General features: G+C 70.2%; 17 protein-coding genes and 1 riboswitch. Of the genes, 5 read left to right on the top strand and 12 right to left on the bottom strand.

Going from position 1 to position 19,203, the window contains the following annotated elements; genetic code table 11:
• Nucleotides 1-90 precede the first annotated feature (90 nt).
• Nucleotides 91-2,349 (top strand): M64 family metallopeptidase, encoded by a 2,259-nt coding sequence (locus EJK15_RS48125; protein ID WP_138717170.1) that lies wholly within the window; start codon nt 91-93, stop codon nt 2,347-2,349.
• Here the strand turns inward: EJK15_RS48125 and EJK15_RS48120 are convergent.
• The 6 genes from EJK15_RS48120 to EJK15_RS48095 are packed head-to-tail and all read right to left on the bottom strand — an operon-like array spanning nt 2,293 to nt 8,923.
• Nucleotides 2,293-3,303, bottom strand: a complete 1,011-nt coding sequence (locus EJK15_RS48120) for a phosphotransferase family protein (RefSeq protein ID WP_138717169.1) — start codon at nt 3,301-3,303, stop codon at nt 2,293-2,295. The two genes, EJK15_RS48125 and EJK15_RS48120, sit on opposite strands and share 57 nt — an antisense overlap.
• 56 nt (nt 3,304-3,359) lie before the next feature.
• Entirely contained in the window at nt 3,360-4,358 is a 999-nt protein-coding gene (locus tag EJK15_RS48115; RefSeq protein ID WP_138717168.1) for a LacI family DNA-binding transcriptional regulator, read from the bottom strand.
• Nucleotides 4,339-5,748, bottom strand: coding sequence for a GH1 family beta-glucosidase (locus EJK15_RS48110; protein ID WP_138717167.1), 1,410 nt, complete (start codon nt 5,746-5,748; stop codon nt 4,339-4,341). The genes EJK15_RS48115 and EJK15_RS48110 overlap by 20 nt, the downstream gene beginning before the upstream one ends.
• On the bottom strand, nt 5,745-6,575 hold the full coding sequence (locus EJK15_RS48105; protein ID WP_138717166.1) for a carbohydrate ABC transporter permease: 831 nt from the start codon (nt 6,573-6,575) through the stop codon (nt 5,745-5,747). Before EJK15_RS48105 ends, EJK15_RS48110 begins: the two co-directional genes overlap by 4 nt.
• Nucleotides 6,572-7,528, bottom strand: coding sequence for a carbohydrate ABC transporter permease (locus EJK15_RS48100; RefSeq protein ID WP_138717165.1), 957 nt, complete (start codon nt 7,526-7,528; stop codon nt 6,572-6,574). The genes EJK15_RS48105 and EJK15_RS48100 overlap by 4 nt, the downstream gene beginning before the upstream one ends.
• A 57-nt stretch (nt 7,529-7,585) precedes the next feature.
• On the bottom strand, nt 7,586-8,923 hold the full coding sequence (locus EJK15_RS48095; protein ID WP_138717164.1) for an extracellular solute-binding protein: 1,338 nt from the start codon (nt 8,921-8,923) through the stop codon (nt 7,586-7,588).
• A 703-nt stretch (nt 8,924-9,626) separates the two neighbouring features.
• Between EJK15_RS48095 and EJK15_RS48090 the strand changes: the two genes are divergently transcribed.
• A complete protein-coding gene (locus EJK15_RS48090; RefSeq protein WP_138717163.1) occupies nt 9,627-10,922 on the top strand; it encodes a UDP-glucose dehydrogenase family protein in 1,296 nt (431 codons plus the stop codon).
• A 52-nt stretch (nt 10,923-10,974) separates the two neighbouring features.
• Here EJK15_RS48090 and EJK15_RS48085 read toward each other — a convergent pair whose 3' ends face one another.
• From EJK15_RS48085 to EJK15_RS48075, 3 genes are all read right to left on the bottom strand, one after another.
• Entirely contained in the window at nt 10,975-12,210 is a 1,236-nt protein-coding gene (locus EJK15_RS48085) for an RNA polymerase sigma factor (protein ID WP_138717162.1), read from the bottom strand.
• Nucleotides 12,211-12,274: 64 nt separating this feature from the next.
• Entirely contained in the window at nt 12,275-12,715 is a 441-nt protein-coding gene (locus EJK15_RS48080; RefSeq protein WP_138717161.1) for a YciI family protein, read from the bottom strand.
• Nucleotides 12,716-13,010: 295 nt separating this feature from the next.
• Complete coding sequence (locus EJK15_RS48075; protein WP_138717160.1) at nt 13,011-13,940, bottom strand: LysR family transcriptional regulator; 930 nt, start codon at nt 13,938-13,940, stop codon at nt 13,011-13,013.
• 58 nt (nt 13,941-13,998) lie between these two features.
• Here EJK15_RS48075 and EJK15_RS48070 point away from each other — a divergent pair, with 58 nt between their 5' ends.
• Nucleotides 13,999-14,817: an alpha/beta fold hydrolase gene (locus EJK15_RS48070; RefSeq protein ID WP_138717159.1), complete on the top strand. Its 819-nt coding sequence runs from the start codon at nt 13,999-14,001 to the stop codon at nt 14,815-14,817.
• 140 nt (nt 14,818-14,957) lie between these two features.
• Here the strand turns inward: EJK15_RS48070 and EJK15_RS48065 are convergent, their stop codons facing one another.
• The 3 genes from EJK15_RS48065 to EJK15_RS48055 all read right to left on the bottom strand — a co-directional run bounded on the left by EJK15_RS48065 (nt 14,958) and on the right by EJK15_RS48055 (nt 17,701).
• The gene (locus tag EJK15_RS48065; protein WP_138717158.1) at nt 14,958-15,638 is read right to left on the bottom strand and encodes a CHAP domain-containing protein; all 681 of its coding nucleotides are present in this window, start codon (nt 15,636-15,638) and stop codon (nt 14,958-14,960) included.
• A 12-nt stretch (nt 15,639-15,650) separates the two neighbouring features.
• Nucleotides 15,651-15,788: riboswitch (cyclic di-AMP (ydaO/yuaA leader) on the bottom strand.
• A gap of 117 nt (nt 15,789-15,905) precedes the next feature.
• Nucleotides 15,906-16,859 (bottom strand): Gfo/Idh/MocA family protein, encoded by a 954-nt coding sequence (locus EJK15_RS48060; protein WP_206061554.1) that lies wholly within the window; start codon nt 16,857-16,859, stop codon nt 15,906-15,908.
• A 20-nt stretch (nt 16,860-16,879) separates the two neighbouring features.
• Nucleotides 16,880-17,701: an aldo/keto reductase gene (locus tag EJK15_RS48055; protein WP_138717157.1), complete on the bottom strand. Its 822-nt coding sequence runs from the start codon at nt 17,699-17,701 to the stop codon at nt 16,880-16,882.
• A 98-nt stretch (nt 17,702-17,799) separates the two neighbouring features.
• On the opposite strand from EJK15_RS48055, the gene EJK15_RS48050 reads away from it, so the two are divergent.
• Nucleotides 17,800-18,744, top strand: a complete 945-nt coding sequence (locus EJK15_RS48050; protein ID WP_138717156.1) for a hypothetical protein — start codon at nt 17,800-17,802, stop codon at nt 18,742-18,744.
• 2 nt (nt 18,745-18,746) lie between these two features.
• The coding region (locus EJK15_RS48045; protein ID WP_338089929.1) for a DUF6716 putative glycosyltransferase at nt 18,747-19,203 on the top strand (457 nt) is incomplete at its 3' end.

Below are 19,203 nucleotides of genomic sequence, written 5' to 3'. Positions count from 1 at the left end.
CGCCCGCTCGGAGCAGGTGGGATCGCAGGGCGCCGGCGGCTCGATCCTGGGATGCTGGGCAGTGATCGCCGGCTGCGAGATAGTGCGGGCATGCGAAGATTCGCGGCCCTGGTGCTGGCCGCCGCCGTGCTGTACGTCCCCTCAGCTCCCTTGTCCGCGTCCCCCGCCCACGCGTCGGCCGGCCCGGGCGCGGCCACCGTGGTGCCGGTGCAGGTCACCGGCCCTCCGGGCAAGCGGTTCAACCTGATCCTCATGGGCGACGGCTACACCGAGGCCGAGCAGGCCAGGTTCCAGGCCGACGCCGACCGGCACCTCAAGGTGATGTGGTCGATCGAGCCGTTCAAGTCGTACCGGAACTACATCAACGTCTACCGGATCGACATCGTCTCCGGCGAGTCCGGCATCAGTTGCGACCCCGGCCTGGACTCGCCGAGGAAGACGACGCCGCTCGGCATGGGCTTCTGGGGCCGGTGCAACCCGAACAGCGTCCAGCGCCTGATCACCATGGACAACGCCGCCGCCACCCGCTACGCGAACCTGGTGGCCGGCACCACCTCCGGCAACAGGCAGATCCTCGCGCTCGGCAACAGCGGCACGTACGGCGGCGCCGGCGGCACGTACGCCACCGCGTCGGGCAGCAACAGCATGTCCGCCCTGATCAGCCCGCACGAGCTGGGCCACTCCCTGGGCGGCCTGCAGGACGAGTACGACTACTACCAGCGCGGCGTCCCCGGCGGCGCCTACACCGGGCCGGAGCCGTCGAGCCCGCACCACACCCTGCTGACCGAGCAGCAGCTACGCGACCAGCAGCGGAAGTGGTGGCGCTGGCTGGGCGAGCCGAGCGAGTCCGGCGGCCCGATCGGCCGCTACGAGGGCGGCCTGTACTACACGACCGGCGTGTGGCGGCCGAGCGCGCACTCGATGATGAAGAGCCTCGGTTACTACTTCGACCAGGTCAGCCGCGAGATCATGGTGCAGCGCATCACCGCCAAGACCATGCTGATCCAGGACTCCGCGCCCGCGGACGCCCCCGTCGGCGCGGACCGGGTGCTGTGGGTGGAGCCGATGCGCCCCGTGAGCCACTCGCTGACGACCGCCTGGACCGTGGACGGCCGGGACCTGCCCGGCGACCGCGACGCGCTCGACCTGCGCACGCTTGACCTCGCACCGGGGACGCACACGGTCACCGCCACCGTCTCGGACCCGACCGACTTCATCCGGGACCCGGCGATCAGGACGTCCATGACCAGATCACGCACCTGGACGGTCGACACCGCGCTGACCACCCCGCCGGACGGCGTCGAGCCCGCCTTCGTCTCCTCCACGCCGACCGATCGCCCGCTCGGCCGCGCCGACGTCGTGTACGCCGAGACCACCCACCCGGCCGCAGCCGTCCCCGAGGTCACGTGGACGCTGGACGGGAAGCAGGTGAAGGGCGACGCCGCCGACCTCGACCTGGGCGAGCTGGACCTCGGGCCGGGCCCGCACACGCTCACCGCGGCCCTCGGCGGACAGAAGCTCACCTGGTCGATCGACGCGGCGCGGCCGAGCACGGCGTACGAGCTGTCCGAGCCGCTGGCCAGGTCCGGCGACGCCTACGTCTACAACGGCCCGTTCTCGATGCGGCTCACCGGGACCGACGACCACGACGGGTACGTGGTCTCCGAGTCCAGGGTGGACGGCGACGGCTGGTTCAACTACTTCGGCTGGCCGACCTCCTCCGAGCTGCCGTGGACGTTCTCGGAGCAGGGCACGGTCATCGACTCGCTCGTGTACGGCAAGCTGCCGCGCGGCCGCCACACCATCGAATACCGCTCGATCGACGCCGCCGGCAACCACGGCCGCGCCGGGAGCTTCACCGTCACCACGATCGCGCCGCCGCCCGCCTGCACCCGCACCGTCACGGGCGTCCACCGCGGCGCGCTCACCGTCGCCGAGGGCGTCACCTGCCTCGACGCCGCCGAGGTGACGGGCCCGGTCACGGTGCGGGCCGGCGCCTCGCTGGTGGTCACCGGCGGCCGGATCACCGGCACGCTGGCCGCGACGAAACCGGCCGCCGTACACCTGCTCAACGCCCGTGTCCACGGCGCGCTCACCGTCAGCGGCGCGCGGGAACTCGTCGTCGTGGGCGCCGGCCTGCTCGGCGCCGCGCTGCTGACCGGCAACACGGCGCCGATCCTTTCCGGTACCACCGTCAAGGGCGCGCTCGCCTGCGCAGGGAACGCCCCCGCGCCGGCGGACCTCGGCGTGCCGAACACGCTCACAGGCGCCGGCGCCGGTCAGTGCGCGCGGCTATCCGCGGGCGCCAAGGGAGGAGCGTACGAGGCGGTCCAGCACCTCGACCAGTGAGCCGGTGGCCCGATCGCGGAGCCCGGCGTACTCGTCCTCCGGGTATTGCCGGGGTCCGTTCTCCACCAGCAGGATCAGGGAGAGATAGGCCCGGTAGAGGTCGAGCCGCGTGAGCGCCGACGGAGTCAGCTTCAGCGGCGTCACCTCGCGGTAGCCCGCCAGCAGCGGGTCGTCCTCGCGTAGCTCGCCGAAGATCGTCGGGGTGATCAGCTCGGCGAGCGGGTCGCCCCAGAACGCCCGCTCGTGGTCGATGATGGCCTGGATCCGCGGCGGCCCCGCCAGGTCAAGGAAGACGTTGCCCACCCACACGTCGAAGTGGACCAGCCGCGGCGTCATCACCTCGTCGAGCACGGGCGCGGCGTCCTCGAACACGGCCATGATCTCCTCGACCGGCCGTGGCAGCGGCGTCGGGTAGCGCTCGGTGTCGCCGAGCAGCGCCGCCACCATGGCCAGGAACGCCTCCCGCCAGGTCGTGCCCACGATCCCGGCGTGCGGGTAGCCGAACACCTCGCCGGTCACCGTGTTGAACCGGGCCAGATGGCGGCCCAGCTCCCGGCGCAGCGCGTCCCCGTCGATCGGGTGGGGGCCGTCGGGCTTGACGTCGTTCCACGACACCCCGTCCAGCGCGGCCAGCATCAGGTAGTCGCCGCCCAGCACCGGATCGTCGAAGCCGGCGTGCACCAGCGGCGCCACCGGGACGCCCGCCCCGAGCGCCAGCTCGATGGCGGCGGCCTCCATGCGCAGCAGGTTGCGCTCGTAGCTGAGCTGGTCGAGGTCCGGCGGCGGCGACAGCTTCAGCACCACCTCGCGCCCGTCCTCGAGCGCCAGCCGCCAGACGGCGTTGGCGTAGCCGTCGGTCAGCTCGGTGGAGGCCGTCACGCCCGTGCCCAGCGCCCGCCGGGCGAGCGCGTCGAGCTCGGCGGGGGATAAGCGGCGTTTCGTCCTGCTGTCCACTGCACTCCTCTCAGGCGGCACCTCTGGATCCCGCGACACATATCCGTATCGCCCGGTCAGGCCGACTCTCTGCGTACCAGATGGGTGTCGAGGATCACGACGGGCTGCCGCAGCACCTCGCCGTTGATGCGGGCCACCAGCAGCTGCGCCATCTGCCGGCCCATGGCCTCGGTCGGCTGGTGGACGGTGGTCAGCGGCGGGTCGGCGTGCAGCGCGGCCTTGGAGTCGTCGAACCCGATCACGGCCACGTCGCGCGGGATCGCCCGGCCCTCGGCCTTGAGCACGCGCATCGCGCCCAGCGCCATCGGGTCGGACGCGGCGAAGACCGCGTCGAGATCGGGATGCCGCTCCAGCAGCTCGGTCATCGCCGTCGCGCCGCTGTGCTCGGAGAAGTCGCCGTAGGCCACCAGCTCCGGCAGGCCGGTGGGCAGCAGCGCGTCGCGGTAGCCGGCGAGCCGGTCCACGCCCACGCCCATGTCCTGCGAGCCGGCGATCGCGGCGATCGCGCGGCGGCCGAGACCCAGCAGATGCTTGACAGCCTGCCGGGCCCCTGCCCTGTTGTCCATGTCCACGTAGCTGTAGGGGTCGAGGCCGACGGGGCGGCCGCCGAGCACGGTCGGCACGCCCATCGCCTCCAGCCTGCCGGGGAGCGGGTCGGCGCCGTGCAGCGAGAGCAGCAGCACGCCGTCGACGTGCTGCCCCGTCAGGTAGTGCTCCAGCCGCGCGTGCTCCGCCGGAGTGCGCGCCATCGCCAGGATGAGCTGTAGCCCGGTCTCGGCCAGCGCCGAGCCGATGCCGCGGATGGTGCCGGCGAAGTAGGGCTCGTCGAACACGCGCAGCTGAGACTCGGACACCACCAGCGCCACCGTGTCCGTGCGGCGCGTGACCAGGGCCCGTGCCGCACGGTTGGGCACGTAGCCCAGCTCGCGGATGGCCAGCTCAACGGCCTCGCGGGCCTTGGCGCTGACGTTCGGCGAGCCGTTGATGACCCTCGACACCGTGCCCCGGCCCACACCCGCCCGGGCCGCGACAGCCTCAAGAGTCGGTCGGTTCATGGCGCCTATTCTGCCGGATGATCTCCGAGTACCAGAGGGCGCTGTCCTTCAGCAGCCGTTCCTGGGTCTCGAAGTCCACATGAACCAGGCCGAACCGCTTGCCGTAACCCCACGCCCACTCGAAATTATCCATCAACGACCAGGCGAAATAACCCTCCAGGGGCACGCCCGCGTCGATGGCCTCCTTGCACGCGCCGAGGTGGGCCTCCACGTACGCCTGCCGCTGCCGGTCGTGCACCCGGCCCTCCACGAGCACGTCGTCGAAGGCGGCGCCGTTCTCGGAGACCACCATCGGGATCGGCGGGTACTCCCGCGCCACCCTCGTGAGGACCTCCACCAGGCCGCTTTCGTCGATCTCCCAGCCCATCGCCGTCACCGGAAGCCCTGCGGTGACGAACGACACGTGCTCGCTGCCCACCCACGGCGAACCCGTGTCCGTGGGGGCCGCCGCCGCCGACGCCTTGCCGCCTGGTGCTCCCGAGACCGTGAAGCGGCTGTAGTAGTTGACGAGGAGCACGTCGATGGGCGCGCCGATGGTCTTCATATCGCCCGGCCGGATGAAGTCGATCTCGACGGGCAGGTCCTCCAGCACGTCCTCCGGGTAGCGGCCGAGCAGCAGCGCGTCCAGGAAGAACCGGTTCTGCAGCCCGTCGATGCGCCGCGCCGCGTCCAGGTCCTCCACGCTGTCGGTGGCGGGCGTGATCGCGTACAGGTTCACGCAGCCGCCGACCCGCCGGGCGCCCATCGCCTGCACGGCCAGCCCGTGCGCCAGATTGAGGTGGTGCGCGCCCCTGATCGCGTTCTGCGGCTCGCGCCGGCCGGGGGCGTGCTCGCCCGAGGCGTAGCCGAGGAACGCTGCGCACCATGGCTCGTTGACGGTGCTGAAGGTGTGCACGTGGTCCTTCAGCGCCTCGTGCACCGCCGCCGCGTACTCGGCGAAGCGGTAGGCCGTGTCGCGGTTCGGCCAGCCTCCCTTGTCCTCCAGCTCCTGGGGGAGATCCCAGTGGTAGAGGGTCAGCCAGGGATCGATGCCGTTCTCGCGCAGCTCGTCGGTGAGCCGTTTGTAGAAGTCCAGGCCCTTGAGGTTGATCGCGCCGGAGCCGGCCGGCTGGATGCGCGGCCAGGAGACCGAGAAGCGGTAGGCCGACAGGCCCAGCTCCGCCATGATGGCGACGTCTTCCCTGAACCGGTGGTAGTGGTCGATGGCCACGTCCGCGTTGTGCCCGTTGAGCACCCGGCCCGGCGTCTTGGTGAAGGTGTCCCAGATGGAGGTGCCCCGGCCGTCCTCGGTGACGGCGCCCTCGATCTGGTACGCCGAGGTCGCCGCGCCCCACGCGAAGCCCGCAGGGAAGCGCAGCCCGGCACGCGTCTGTTCCTCTTGTGTCGTCACGCCTTGACCGCACCTTCCATGAGTCCGCCGACGATCTGGCGGCCGAATGCGACGAATACTGCGATGAGCGGAATGATGGACAGTGCCGTACCCGCGAAGATCAACGTGTAGTTCGTGGAGAACCTGGCGTTGAGCTGGGTGATCGCGATCTGCACGGTGGGGTTCTCCGGGGTCAGCACGATCAGCGGCCACATGAAGTCGTTCCACATGAGCATGAACGTGTTGATGCCGAGCACGGCCATGCCGGGACGTACGGCGGGCAGCACGACGTTCCACCAGATCCGCAGCGTGGCTGCGCCGTCCACCCGGGCCGCCTCGACGAGCTCCATCGGCACGGCCTGCCGCGTGTACTGCGTCATCAGGAACACGCCGAACCCGTTGAGCAGGTACGGCAGGATGACCGCCGTGAGCGTGCCCGTCCACTCCAGGCTCACCATGAGCCGGTAGAGCGGCACGACGCCCATCTGCTGCAGCGGCACCGCCATCGTCAGCAGGACGAGCACCAGCAGCAGGTTCCGGCCCTTGAAGTTCAGGTTGGCGAAGGAGAACCCGGCCAGCGTCGAGATGATGACCACGGAGACGGTGACGACGCTCGCCACGATGAAGGAGTTCGTCAGGCCCAGCAGGAAGTGCGCGTCCTCGTTGTTCAGCACCGCGATGATGTTCTCGCCCAGGTTCCCGCCCGGCAGGAACGCCGGCGGCACCGCCACCGCGTCCGCGTTGGTGCGCGAGGCGATGACCAGCATCCAGTACAGCGGGAACGCCGACAGCACGACGGCCAGGCCGAGCATGACCCGGGTGATGACGGTCGGTGACCAGTTGGTCATTTCGAGCCCCCGATCCTGCGCACGAACAGGAAGTTGATGAGCGCTCCTACGAGGATGAGCAGGAACAGCAGCCACGCGGCCGCGGAGGCGTAGCCGTAGTCGAACTCGCGGAAGCCCTGCTTGACGATGAACATGGCGACCGTCTGGAACTGGCCCTGCGACCCGCCGTCGACGTTGCCGTTGTAGAACGTGGTCGGCTCGGAGAACAGCGTCAGGCCGCCGATCGTCGAGTTCAGCACCACGAAGATCATGGTCGGGCGCAGCATCGGCAGGGTGATCTGCCAGAACTGGCGGCGCCGTGACGCGCCGTCGATCGCGGCGGCCTCGTACAGGTCGCGGGGGATCGTCTGCATGCCGGCCAGGAAGATGATCGCGTTGTAGCCGGTCCAGCGCCAGTCGACCATGGTGGCGATGGCGATCCACGACGGGATGCGCTCGGCCCGCCAGTTCGTGGCGTCGACGCCGAACCAGCTCAGGATCCAGTTGATCAGGCCCCAGTCGCGGGCGTACAACTGCGTGAACACCACCGCGACCGCGACCACCGAGGTCACCAGCGGCAGCAGCACGCTCATCCGGATCACCAGGCGGAACCTGAAGCGCTTGTTGAGCGCGTTGGCCAGGAACAGCGCCAGCAGCATCTGGGGGACGGTGGCGATGACGAACATGCCCACCGTGTTGATCACGGCCCGCCAGAAATGGTCGTCCTGCAGCAGCGCGGCGTAGTTGCCCAGCCCGGTCCACTCGGTGGTGCCGGCCAGGTCGTAGTCGTAGAGCGAGTAGTACAGCGTGAAGGCCAGCGGGAAGAGCCCGAAGGCGGCGAACAGGAGGAAGTACGGGGACACCAGGGCGTACGGCATCGCTTTGACGTCCAGGCGGGAACGCCAGCGGCGGCCGGGCGGGCGGTCGCGGCGGTGGTTGCTCCGCTCCGCCCGTGGAAGGGTGTCGAGGCTCATAACAGACCTTTCAGCGGCAACGTGCCCGGCCCGCTGGTCGCGGGCCGGGCGGGGAGATCAGCCCGCGGCCTTGACCGCGTCGTCGATCAGCTGCTGCCAGGCCTTGTCGTGGGGGACGGAGCCGTCGTCCATGCCCTGGATGACCGACTCGATGGCGTTCTTGACCTGGGCGTGCTTCACGCCGAGGAAGACCGGCTGGAGGCTCGCCGCGGACTTGGCGAAGACGTCACCGATGGGGGCGTCGTTGAAGAACTCGTTCTTGGCGCCCTGCACGGCGGGGTCCTGCTGAGCCTTGGTGTTGCTCGGCATGTTGCCGAAGTCCGTGAAGATGCTCGCCTCGGTCTCCGCCTGGGTCAGGTAGTCGGCGACCATGGCGGCTTCCTTCGGGTGCTTGGACTGCTTCGGAACGGCCAGCCAGGAGCCGCCCCAGTTGCCGCCGCCGCCGGGCACCGCGGCCACGTCCCACTTGCCCTTGCCCGCGTCGCCGGCGTTCCCGCTGACCACGCCGAGCATCCACGACGGGCAGCCGAGCGTGGCGAACGCGCCCTTCTGGGTGCCCGCCGCCCACTCGTCGGTGAAGTTGCGCAGCTTGGCGGTCAGCCCCTGCTGGCTCATCTTCGAGGCGAAGTCGAACGCCGTCTTCACCGCCGGGTTCGTGTCGACGATGAGCTTGTTGCTCTGGTCGAAGTAGGAGACGCCGCCGTTCTTGGCCGCCTCCTGGTACAGCAGCACCTGGTAGAGCGTGTTGGTGCCGTCAGCCCACTTGCTGTCCTTGACCTTGGACTGGAACTGCTGGCCGACCTTCATGAACTCGTCCCACGTCGGCCACAGCGCGCTGACCTTGTCGCGGTCGGTCGGCAGCCCGGCCTTCTTGAACAGGTCCGTGCGGTAGCAGAGGCTCATGCCGCCGATGTCGGTGCCCAGGCCGAACACCTTGCCGTCGGTGGAGACGCCGTTCTCCCACTTCCAGGCGGGGAAGTCGGCCTTGCGGGACTCCAGGCCGTACTCCTTCAGGTCGGCCCACCACTCGGGGTGCGCCTTGGCCAGGCCCATGCCGCCCTCGTCGATGCCGACCACGTCGCCCGCGCCGTTGCCGGCCTGCAGCCACTGGATCATCTGCGGCCAGTACTGCTGCTCGAACTGGTCGGTGAGGTGCTCCTCCTTGATCTGGATGTCCTTGTGCTCCGCGTTCCACTTGGCGATGGCGTTCTTGTAGCCGAAGTTCGTGCCGCCGCCGAAGGTCTGCACGCGGATCGTGACCGGCTCTGCCGCCGCCGATGAGGCGGGAGCGCTGGATTCCGGAGTGCTGCCGGAACCGCACGAAGCGACGGTCAGCGCCGCCGCTGCCAGGACCGAGGCCGCGGCAAGACCGCCGCGACGCTTGCTGATCATCATGGTGGACCCCTTCTCGGGTGAATGTTGGGGGAGTGCACCGCGGCACACGCTCCGCCGCGGTGGGAGTCTTTGGGAGCGCTCCCACAAAGGGTGCACTTACGGGGTCTGCACGTCAATCCACCGAAACGCAACCGTTACCAATGGTGCGATTTGTCATCATGAAACCGGATATTAGACCCTATACCTCGCAAAGAGCGGATTGGGAGCGCTCCCACCACAAGAGACATCTTTCGTGTCGCTTCGGGGCATGTCGCCCGGACCCCTCCCCCTTGCTTCGGGTTGCGCCACCCAGTCATGACCAGGGTTCCCAGCCTCTTTGATCCCCCGAAAACCCGCTCACTCCGCTCGCTCTCGCGCCCGCCTCTTGCCTGGTTACCGGGTGGGCCGGCGGGGGCCCGCCTCGAGCGGTTGGCCGGAGTCCCACACCGGCGTGTGATAGTCACGCTCGTAACGTGCTGGACCCGTTGGGCGATGGGGGATAACCGGCGCATGACGGGCCGTCCCCCCGTATGGCGGGCGGGGGACGCGGTTGGCTGTGCGCCGTCCCGCGGACCGGGATTTCGGGAAATGATGGCATCGGCCCCTGATGACCAAGGAGATTGCGGCTGGCGCGTTAGGGTGGTCATCCTTCGCAGGCTTCGGCGCTGACTCCCCAGACAGCGGGTGGATTGGGGTTGGGCCGCGTGAGAACGGATGGTCGGCCATGGTTGGCACGCCGCAACGGCGGGTGGCTGTGTTCGGTGCTGGTTACATCGGTCTGGTGACCGGTGTCTGTCTCGCCGAGTTCGGTCACCGGGTGGTGTTCCGGGACATCGACCCAGAGAAGATCAGGATTTTACGGTCCGGCGAGGTGCCGATCTACGAGCCAGGGCTGAGCGAGATGATGGTGCGGAACAAGGAGCGCCTGACGTTCACCTTGGATCTCCGGGAGGCTCTGGACGGCGCTGAGATCGCGTACGTGTGCGTGGACACGCCGCCGTCGGCGTCGGGCGATGCGGACCTTTCGCGGGTGTGGGCCGTGGTGAAGTCGCTGGAGGGCGCGGCGCATCTGCGGGCGGTGGTGGTGAAGTCCACCGTGCCGGTGGGGACGGGTACGCGGGTGCGGGCCGTGCTGGACGCGGCCGGTCTCGCCCACGTCGGGTACGCCTCGAACCCGGAGTTCACCGCCGAGGGCACGGCGGTCAACGACTTCCTGCACCCGGACCGGGTCGTCGTCGGAGCCTCCGACGAGGCGACCGCCCGCCTGATCTCGGACCTGCACGAGGGCGTCGACGGACCGGTCGTCATGATGGACGTGCGGTCCGCCGAGATGGTGAAGCTGGCCTCGAACGCGCTGCTCGCGACGAAGATCAGTTTCATCAACGAGATCGCCACCTTGTGCGAGAAGACCGGTGCCGACGTCGAGGAGGTGGCCCACGCCGTCGGCCTGGACCACCGTCTCGGCCGGCACTTCCTGCGTCCGGGCATCGGCTGGGGCGGCTCCTGCTTCCCGAAGGACTCCGAGGCGCTGCGGCAGCTGGCCAACAACACCGGCTACCATTTGCAGCTGCTCTCGGCCGTGATCGAGGTCAACAACCTGCAGAAACGCCGGGCGATCCAGAGACTCAAAGACGAGCTGGGCACGCTGGTGGGTGCGCGGGTGGCGCTGCTCGGGCTGACGTTCAAGCCGGGGACGGACGACATGCGGGAGGCGCCGAGCACGGTGCTGGCGACCCGGCTGCTGGCCGAGGGCGCCGAGGTGCGCTGCTGGGATCCGATGGCCCGCACGGCCGAGGCCGAACCCTGGACGTCGACGAGCCGTCATGCAACGCCGGAGTCGGCGGTCGACGGTGCGGACGCGGCCATCGTTGTCACGGAGTGGCCGCAGCTCAAGGAGGTCGACTGGGCGCAGGCCGCCTGGGCGATGCGGCGGCCGGTGTTCTACGACGGCCGCAACCTGCTGGACCCGGCCGGGATGCGCGCGCTCGGCTTCACCTACATCAGCGTCGGGCGTCCATAGCCTGTCGCGGGCTTGCGGTGTTACGCGAATGCCGGTGATCGTCGCCCGAGTCTCAGCAGGCGGCGGCGCGTTCCTCCAGGAGGGCGCGTTCGCGGGCGTTGCGGGTCATCGCGGCCGCCCGCTCGAACTCCGCCCGTGCTTCCCCCACCCGCCCCAGTTTGAACAGCAGGTCTCCCCGCACGCTGGGCAGCAGGTGATAGTCCTTCAGTGACGGCTCGTCCACGATCTGGTCCAGGAGTTGAAGGCCCACCGCGGGCCCGTACGCCATGGACAGGGCGACGGCCCGGTTGAGCTCGACGACGGGGGAGCGGGACAGCTTGGCCAGCGCTTCGTACAGCCCCGCGATCCGGACCCAGTCGGTGTCCTCCGGGTTGACGGCCCGGGCGTGGCAGGCGGCGATGGCGGCCTGGAGCGCGTAGGGCCCGAGGGTGTCGCCGAGCTTCTCGGCTCGGCCGAGGGCGTCCAGACCGCGGCCGATGAGGAGCCGGTCCCAGCGGGCCCTGTTCTGATCGAGGAGCAGGATCGGCTCCCCGGCTGGGCCCACGCGGGCGGCCGACCTGGACGCCTGGATCTCCATGAGCGCGACCAGACCGTGGACCTCGGATTCCTCGGGCATCAGGCCCGCCAGGACCCGGCCCAGCCGCAGGGCGTCCTCGCACAGGGCGGGGCGCATCCAGTCGTCCCCGGCCGTGGCCGAGTAGCCCTCGTTGAAGATCAGGTAGATGACCTCCAGCACGGCCGCCAGGCGCCCCGCCAGCTCGGCGCCCTGCGGGACCTCGAAGGGGATCTGCTTGTCGGCGAGGGTTCGCTTGGCGCGGACGATGCGCTGCGCCACCGTGGACTCCGGGACCAGGAACGCGCGCGCGATCTCGTCGGTGGTCAGCCCGCCGAGCACGCGCAGCGTCAGCGCCACCCGCGCCTCCGTCGACAGCACGGGATGGCAGGCGGTGAACACCAGCCGCAGCAGATCGTCCTCGATCTCGTCGACCTCGGGCGGCTCGTCCTCATGCTCCAGCCGGTGCCCGAGCTCGACGAGGTTGCGTTCGAAGCGCTCGTTCCTGCGGATCATGTCGATGGCGCGGCGCTTGGACACGGTCATCAGCCAGGCGCCGGGGTTGCGCGGCACACCGGATTCCGGCCACTGCTCCAAGGCGGCGACCAGCGCGTCCTGCGCCAGCTCCTCGGCCAGGCCGACGTCGCGCACCAGCCGGGCGAGCCCGGCGATGAGCCGGGCCGCCTCGATCCGCCATACCGCCTCGATCGTCCGGTGTGTGTCGGAAGCAGCCATCACCGGCTATCAGACCAGCACCGGCCGCCAGATCGCAACCTGCCGAACGCCCCTGCCGCCTCCGTCAGGCGCCGTGGTCGTCCATGCCGAGGCGCTCGCGCAGGGCCTCCTCGTACTCGCGCGCCTCCGGCGGCATCGAGTCGTCCGGTACGTCCGAGGCGTCGAACACCTGCCACACGTGCAGTCCAACCCCCTCTTCCCCGGGCGGCACCGGCAGGCGCAGCGCCCACTCGATGGCCTCTTCCCTGGACTTGACCTGGATCAGCCAGAATCCGGCGATGAGCTCCTTGGCCTCGGTGAACGGCCCGTCGATCACGGTCGCCTTGCCGCCGCTGTAGGCGATCTGGGCGCCGTGCGAGCTGGGATAGAGTCCCTCGCCCGCCAGCATCACCCCGGCCTTGGCCAGCGAGTCGTTGTAGGCGTGCATCTGCCCGATGTACTCCTGGCTGGGCAGCACCCCGGCCTCGGTATCGGCGTTGCCCTTGCCCACGATCATGAACTTCATCGTTGTCCTTCTCCCTTTCGCACGTGCCGCGTCTCGCCGACGCGTCGAACGGCCGCCGGGCGGATCGACACGTCCACGGGAAACTATTTCGCGAACAGCCGGGCGGCGATGCCGTCAAGAACGTACTCGAGTCCCGTTTCGAACTGCCAGCCCGGATCGTTCTTGCGACCGCCCTCGTATGCGACCACCCTGCCCGGCCATGAACCGCCGCAGCGCGATCTCGGCGCTGGTCGTGCGGGCCGTGCGGCCCCGCGACAGCGCTGCCAGTCGCCTTCACCCCGGGCAATCGATAAATCTACATTGTAAAGGCGCTCAGCTCGGCGTCCACCTGGTCGAGGAAGGCGCGCACCGCCGGGCCGCAGTCGGGCAGCGACGGGACGGCCAGGGCCAGCGAGCGGGTCGTCCGCGGCTCCAGCGGCCGGGTGACGACCGTGCCGAGGTCGGCCGGCAGGCCGAGGGTGGGCACGATGCTGACCCCCAGCCCGGCGGCGATCATCTCCAGGATCGCGGCGGGCCCGCTGGCCTCGAAGGCGATGTCGAGCCGCACCTCCGACTCCCGCGCAGCCGTCATGATCAGCGGCCGGCAGCCGGCGGTGGTCAGGATGAACGGCTGTCCGGCCAGCTCGGCGATGTGGACCACCGGCCGCCTGGCCAGCGGGTGGCCGGCGGGCAGCGCGGCCACCATGTCGTGGGTGCTGAGCGGCACGGTGTCCAGGCCGGGGGCGGGCAGGGTGACGACGCCGATCTCGGCGGCCCCGCGGCGCAGCCAGGCGCGGATGTCGTCGTCGACGCCCTCGAACAGGCGTACCCGGACCTGCGGGTAGCGGTCGGTGAACGCGCGCAGCAGCCGCGCGATGAGCGTTCCGGTGGCGCTGGGCAGGCTGGCCAGGCGCAGCTCGCCGGTGGTCTCGCCGGCGGCGGCCGCCACGTCGGCGCGGATGAGGTCGAAGTGGCGCAGCGCCTCGCGGGCCCGGTCGACCGCGCGGCGGCCGGCCTCGGTGAGGGCGATGCCGTGCTCATGCCTCACTCCGTTCGGCGGCTCCTCCAGGCGTCGGCGCTCCCTCGCGGCGCGGTGGCGCACGAACAGGGCCGCGCCGAGCTCGCGCTCCAGGGCGGCGATCGCGCGGCTGACGGCGGGCTGCGACATGCCGGTGTGGTCGGCGGCGGCAGTGAATCCGCCGTGCTCGGCGACCGCGATCAGGGCTCGGAGCTGCGCCAATGTCATACCGGCATACCCTAAGTGGTATTTGACCGCCGGTTGGTCAGAACAGGATGGTTATGCCATGTCTGAGCGCATGACGATCGAGGTCGACGGGCGGCGGGCCAGCTATTTGACGGCGGGTTCGCGGGGTCCGGTGGTGTTGCTGCTGCACGGAACGTACTGGAGCCGGGCCTGGCTGCCTGTGCTGGACGACCTGGCCGCGGCCGGGCTGCGTCCCGTCGCGGTCGACCTGCCGGGTTTGGGGCGTTCCGAGGGCGAGCTGACGATCGCCACGGCTGCGGTTCCGGCGCTGGCCGGATGGGCGGCGCGGTTCGCCGCGGCGGTGGGCGCGGCGGAGCCGCTGGCCGTGGCCGGGCACGACATCGGTGGCGCCGTGGCCCAGCACCTGCTGGCCGGCGGGGAGGTGAAGGTGCGGCGGCTGGCGCTGGTCAACTCGGTCACATACGACTCGTGGCCGGTGCCGGGCGTGGCCCGCTTCCGCGACCCGGACGTGGTGGCGGCCGTGACCGCGGAAGAGCTGCTGGCCGCCCGCCGTACGGCCATCACGACCGCGCTGGCCCGTCCCGCGACGGAGGCGGAGCTGGCCGACTACCTGGATCCGTGGCACGACGCGCGGGTGCGCCGGTCGTGGATGGCGCTGGCGGGTGCGGCCGACGGCCGCTACACCCTCGACCTGGTGCCCGCGCTGGAGGCCGATCGGACGCCGAAGCTGCTGGTCTGGGGCGAGGACGACACCTTCCAGCAGGTCGGGTACGCCGAGCGGTTCGCCGCCGAGATCCCGAACACAACCCTGGTGCGCATCCCGGAGGCGGGCCACATTCCGATGGAGAACGATCCGGCCGCCGTGGCCGGGGCCCTGGCGCGGTTCTTTCTCGGCTGAGACCGTGGCGGGGTGAAGCCGGGAGGCTCCACCCTTGAGGACGCTCACCTGGCGCTCATGGACGGCTGAACCGCTGGGAAACGGGACGAGCGCGCGTCCCGTGCGGGGCGCGCGCTCGTGATCCTGCGTGTGGGTGTGGGTCAGCCGGCGTAGGAGGGGTAGCCGTAGCCGACGACCTCCGACTTCGGCCGGACTCGCTCTTCGACCCGGCCGTTGCCGGTGTTGCCCTCGATGGTGGAGATGGTGCCGTCCTGATTGTCCTTCACGACGAACCCCATGTGGTTGATGTCGGTGAGGTCCTTGCTGCTACTCCAGGAGAAGAACACCACGGCGCCGGGCTTGGCGAGGGTGCCGAAGCGGTTGTTCGCCCTGAACCACTTGGCGTGGGTGACGGTGTAGGCGTCCCAGCCGACCTGCGGGCGGGCGCCGGTCTGCTCGCCGACCCAGGAGACGAACATCGCGCACCAGGCGGCGTTCAGGTACGCGGCCCGGTTGCCGCCGTCGCGGGCGATGGTCTCGGCGGCGCGTTGCGAGTTGGCGTACCACTGCTGGTACGGGGTGCCGCCGCCGGCGGCGTTCTCGCTGGTGCCGACCTGGGCCCTGGCCAGGGCGAGGACCTGGGCGGCGGTGACGTTGACCTTGGTCTCTTGGGTGTTGACGCCGGCGTGGTCGTCGACGGCGGTGACCGCCTGTCCGGCCTGGGCGGTCTTGGCTCCGGCCGTGGTGGTGTGGGCGCCGATGGCGCAGGTGACGATGGTCGCGCCGAGGACGGCGCGGGCGATGTTGTGCTTTGCGGCAGCGGTAAGACGGTACTTGGCCATCGAGGGGGTTGCTCCTTGCTTCCATACCGCTTACCGGGTTAGCTGACGGGCTCGGGCGTGGAAGCTGCCCTACGGCACCGGAGTGCCGATTCGCCCCAAGGACAATGGGTCCCCGGTTCCGCCCGCGGGCGGATTCAGCGGTCACAGGCCTATCCTGTGATCTGTCTAGCGATGGTCGGACATAGCCGGATAAACCGGACGTATGACTCAAGATGAGTCATAAGGTAATGCATGATGCAAAAGGATTACAAGTCCATAAACGCCCAGCTAGGCGAGTTGTCTGCGAGCGTCGGCCAGAAGCCCCATCATGGCGAGGGATTCGTCGAGAGGCATGATCGAACTCTCGGTCCTGCCCTCGGCTGTCGCGGCGCGGACTTCGCGGAGCTCCCCGGCGTATCCGTTGTCGGCCGGATCGAGCACGTGCTCTTCCGGCTCCGAGGAGGGCCCGGTGAGGAGGATCCGCTGCGGCGACCAGAACGGCGCCTGGATGTCCGCCCGCATCTGGGTCCCTACAACGCTGGCGTTGTTCGGGTAATTCCCGAGCAACGAGGTCGTCACGAGAGCGTGTCTGCCGCCGGGGTAGAGCAGCACGCCGCCGGTCTCCGCGTCCACCCCGTTCGGGGCCAGGGAGCCGGTGACGCGCAGCTCAGAGGGCATGCCCAGGAGTAGCTGGGCCAGCCCGAACGGGTAGATCCCCAGGTCGAGCAGGGCGCCGCCGCCCAGCTCCGGCGCCCACAGCCGGTGTGCGGGATCGTAGGGCAGGGCGAAGCCGAAGGAGGCCTGCACGGAGCGGATCTCGCCGAAGCGCGGGTCGGCCGCGATCTTCTGGATGAGGGGATTGAACCTCATCCACATCGCCTCCATCAGGAAGACGCCCGCCTCCCGTGCCAGGCGCACCATCTTCTCGGCGTCGTCCACGGTGGCGGCCAGCGGCTTCTCGCACAGCACGGCCTTGCCGGCGGCGATGGCGGCCTCGGCGACCTGCAGGTGCTGGGCGTGCGGAGTGGCCACGTAGATCGCGTCCACGGCCGGATCGGCGCACAGCCGCTCGTAGGAGTCGTAGGCCGACTCCGCGCCCAGCGTCGCGGCCAGGGCCTGCGCCCGGCCCAGGTTCCTGGATCCCACGGCGGCCACCCGCATCCCGGGCTCGGCCACGATGGCCGCCCCCACGGTCCGCGCGATGCCGCCTGTCGCCGCTATACCCCACGTAAAATCTCGCACAAGGCGAGATCGTAGACGTTTCAGGTCATGTCGAACGTGTCGGGGTCGGGCCCGATGCGCCTGCTCCGGTTCAGCGCGCCGATCGCGGCGATGTCCTCGGTGTCGAGGATGAAGTCGAAGACCTTGATGTTCTCGGCGATCCGCGACGGGGTTGCGGACTTGGGGATGACGACGCTGCCGAGCTGCAGGTGCCAGCGGAGCACGATCTGCGCGGGCGTCCTGCCGTGCTTCTCCGACAGCACGGCCAGCGCCGGGTCGTTGAGCAGCCCCTTGCCCTGGCCCAGAGGGCTCCACGCCTCGGTCAGGATGCCGTTGGCCTCGTGGAAGGCGCGCATCTCGCGCTGCTGGAGGTAGGGGTGCAGCTCGATCTGGTTGATCGACGGCGTGATGTCGGTCTCGTCAATCAGCCGGGTGAGCGTCTTCACGGTGAAGTTGGAGGTGCCGATGGCCCTCGCCCGCCCGTCACGGTAGATCTTCTCCAGCGCCCCCCACGCCTGGACGTACTTGTCCTGCTTCGGGACCGGCCAGTGGATGAGGAAAAGGTCTACGTAGTCGAGTCCCAGCCGGGCCAGGCTCTCGTCGAAGGCCTCCTCGGCGCGGCCGTGGTCGGCGTTCCACAGCTTGGTGGTGACGAACACCTTCTCGCGCGGCAGTCCGCAGCCGCGCACGGCCCGCCCCACGCCTTCCTCGTTGCCGTACGCGGCGGCGGTGTCGATGTGCCGGTAGCCGGCCTCCAGGGCGGTACGCACGGCTTGCTCCGCCTCGCCGCTGGGAATCTGCCAGACGCCGAATCCGAGCTGCGGAATCTGCACGCCGTCGGTGTTGAGCAAAAGCGAGTTCATGGCCTCCATTGTTCACGTCGCGTTCCAGGCGGCTTAAGGCGGCCGGGCTAATTTAGAGCGGTCATGAACGGGCCATCACCCGGCTGGGAGGGCGACGAGTGGTCGAACAGGCGTCGGCCTGGGTGGAGTCTCCGCTCCAGATGCTGTGCGCCGTCGAGGCCCACCATGCCGGGCTCCTCGGGCCCGCGACGGCCGTCGTACCGCGAGCGGGCCTGCGGCCGTTGAAGGCCACGCGCAAGGAGCTGCGCTCCCTCGGGCTGCCCGACGGCCTGGAGCTGGCCGAGCCGCGCGAGCGCATGCCCCGGCGCGTGCAGGCCGTGGGCGACGCCTTCTCCGGCAAGGTGCAGCTGCGCTGGCTGACCTCCAACCCTGGCCACATCGTCATCGTCGACGACGGACTGGCCACGATCCGGCTGCTGGAGCTGCTGGCTGCCGGCCCGTACCGGCCGTTGCTGCGGGCGCGCGCGCAGCCGGCCAAGCTGCGCGCCGTGCTGGGCCTGGCCGCCGCGCTGCGGCTGCGCCTGAGCAAGGTCTCCGTCTTCACCGCGCTCAGCGTGGACGACAAGCTGGAGGAGGCCGTCCGCCGCGCCGGCGTCGACCTCGTCCGCCATGACTTCGCCTGGCTGCGTTCCCAGCCGCCCAGCTCCGAGGGCCCCGCCGAGCGCACCGTCGTCCTGGGCACCTCGCTCGTCAGGAACGGCCTGGTCCACCGCGACCACTACATGCGCTGGCTGACGAACCTCGCCTCGCAGGAGCCGCTCGCCTACTACCCGCACCGCCGCGAGGACCCCGTGGACGTCGCGCTGATCCGGGAGCGCCCCGGCATCACCGTCCACGACGTCGGCGTGCCCGCCGAGCTGACCCTGCGCGGCCTGGACCCGAGCCAGCGGGTGCTCAGCCTTCCCTCGACCGCGATCACCTCGCTGCGGGTGCTGCTCAGCCCGCGCGGCGTCGCCGTCGAGCCCGTGGACGTTCCCGATGACTGGTGGACCAGCAGGGCGGTCCCCGCCCTTCGCTCGCATCTGACTGGAGTGTCCGGTTGAAAGTGTTGGCGGTTGCCGACTCCGACTCGTACCTGAAGTGGGCGGCCTGCCTGCTCGCCGACCTGCCCGAGGGCTGCGTGACGGATCTGGTGGTGGTGCGCACGCCGATCGCGCCCTCGCCCGAGCAGATCGCCGCCTCAATGAGTGGGCGCGTCGGCGACCGGGAGGCGCCTCCGGTGCTGTCGGCCCGGTCGGTGCGCCGGGCGGCCGAGCGCGCGCAGCCTGACGTGATCCTCGTGGCCTGCACGGGCCCGGTCGTGGACGTGCTGGTGGCCGAGGTGCTGGCGGGGCTGCGACCGCGCCCGGTGTTCGTCAGCGGGCTGCCGGGCATCTCGGTGCCCGCGACCGAGAAGGCGTGGCTGTTCCGCAGCGGCTGCGACCTGTTCGTGGTGCACAGCGAGCGGGAGGTGGCCGAGTTCTCCGAGATCGCCGGGCGGCTCGGCGGGGGAGGGGCGGTGG

Origin of the sequence: Nonomuraea basaltis, from assembly GCF_005893125.1 — a bacterium.
Classification (GTDB): Bacteria; Actinomycetota; Actinomycetes; order Streptosporangiales; family Streptosporangiaceae; genus Nonomuraea; species Nonomuraea basaltis.
The sequence above is the reverse complement of the archived record's forward strand: the minus strand, read 5'-3'. Positions and strand labels throughout refer to the sequence as shown.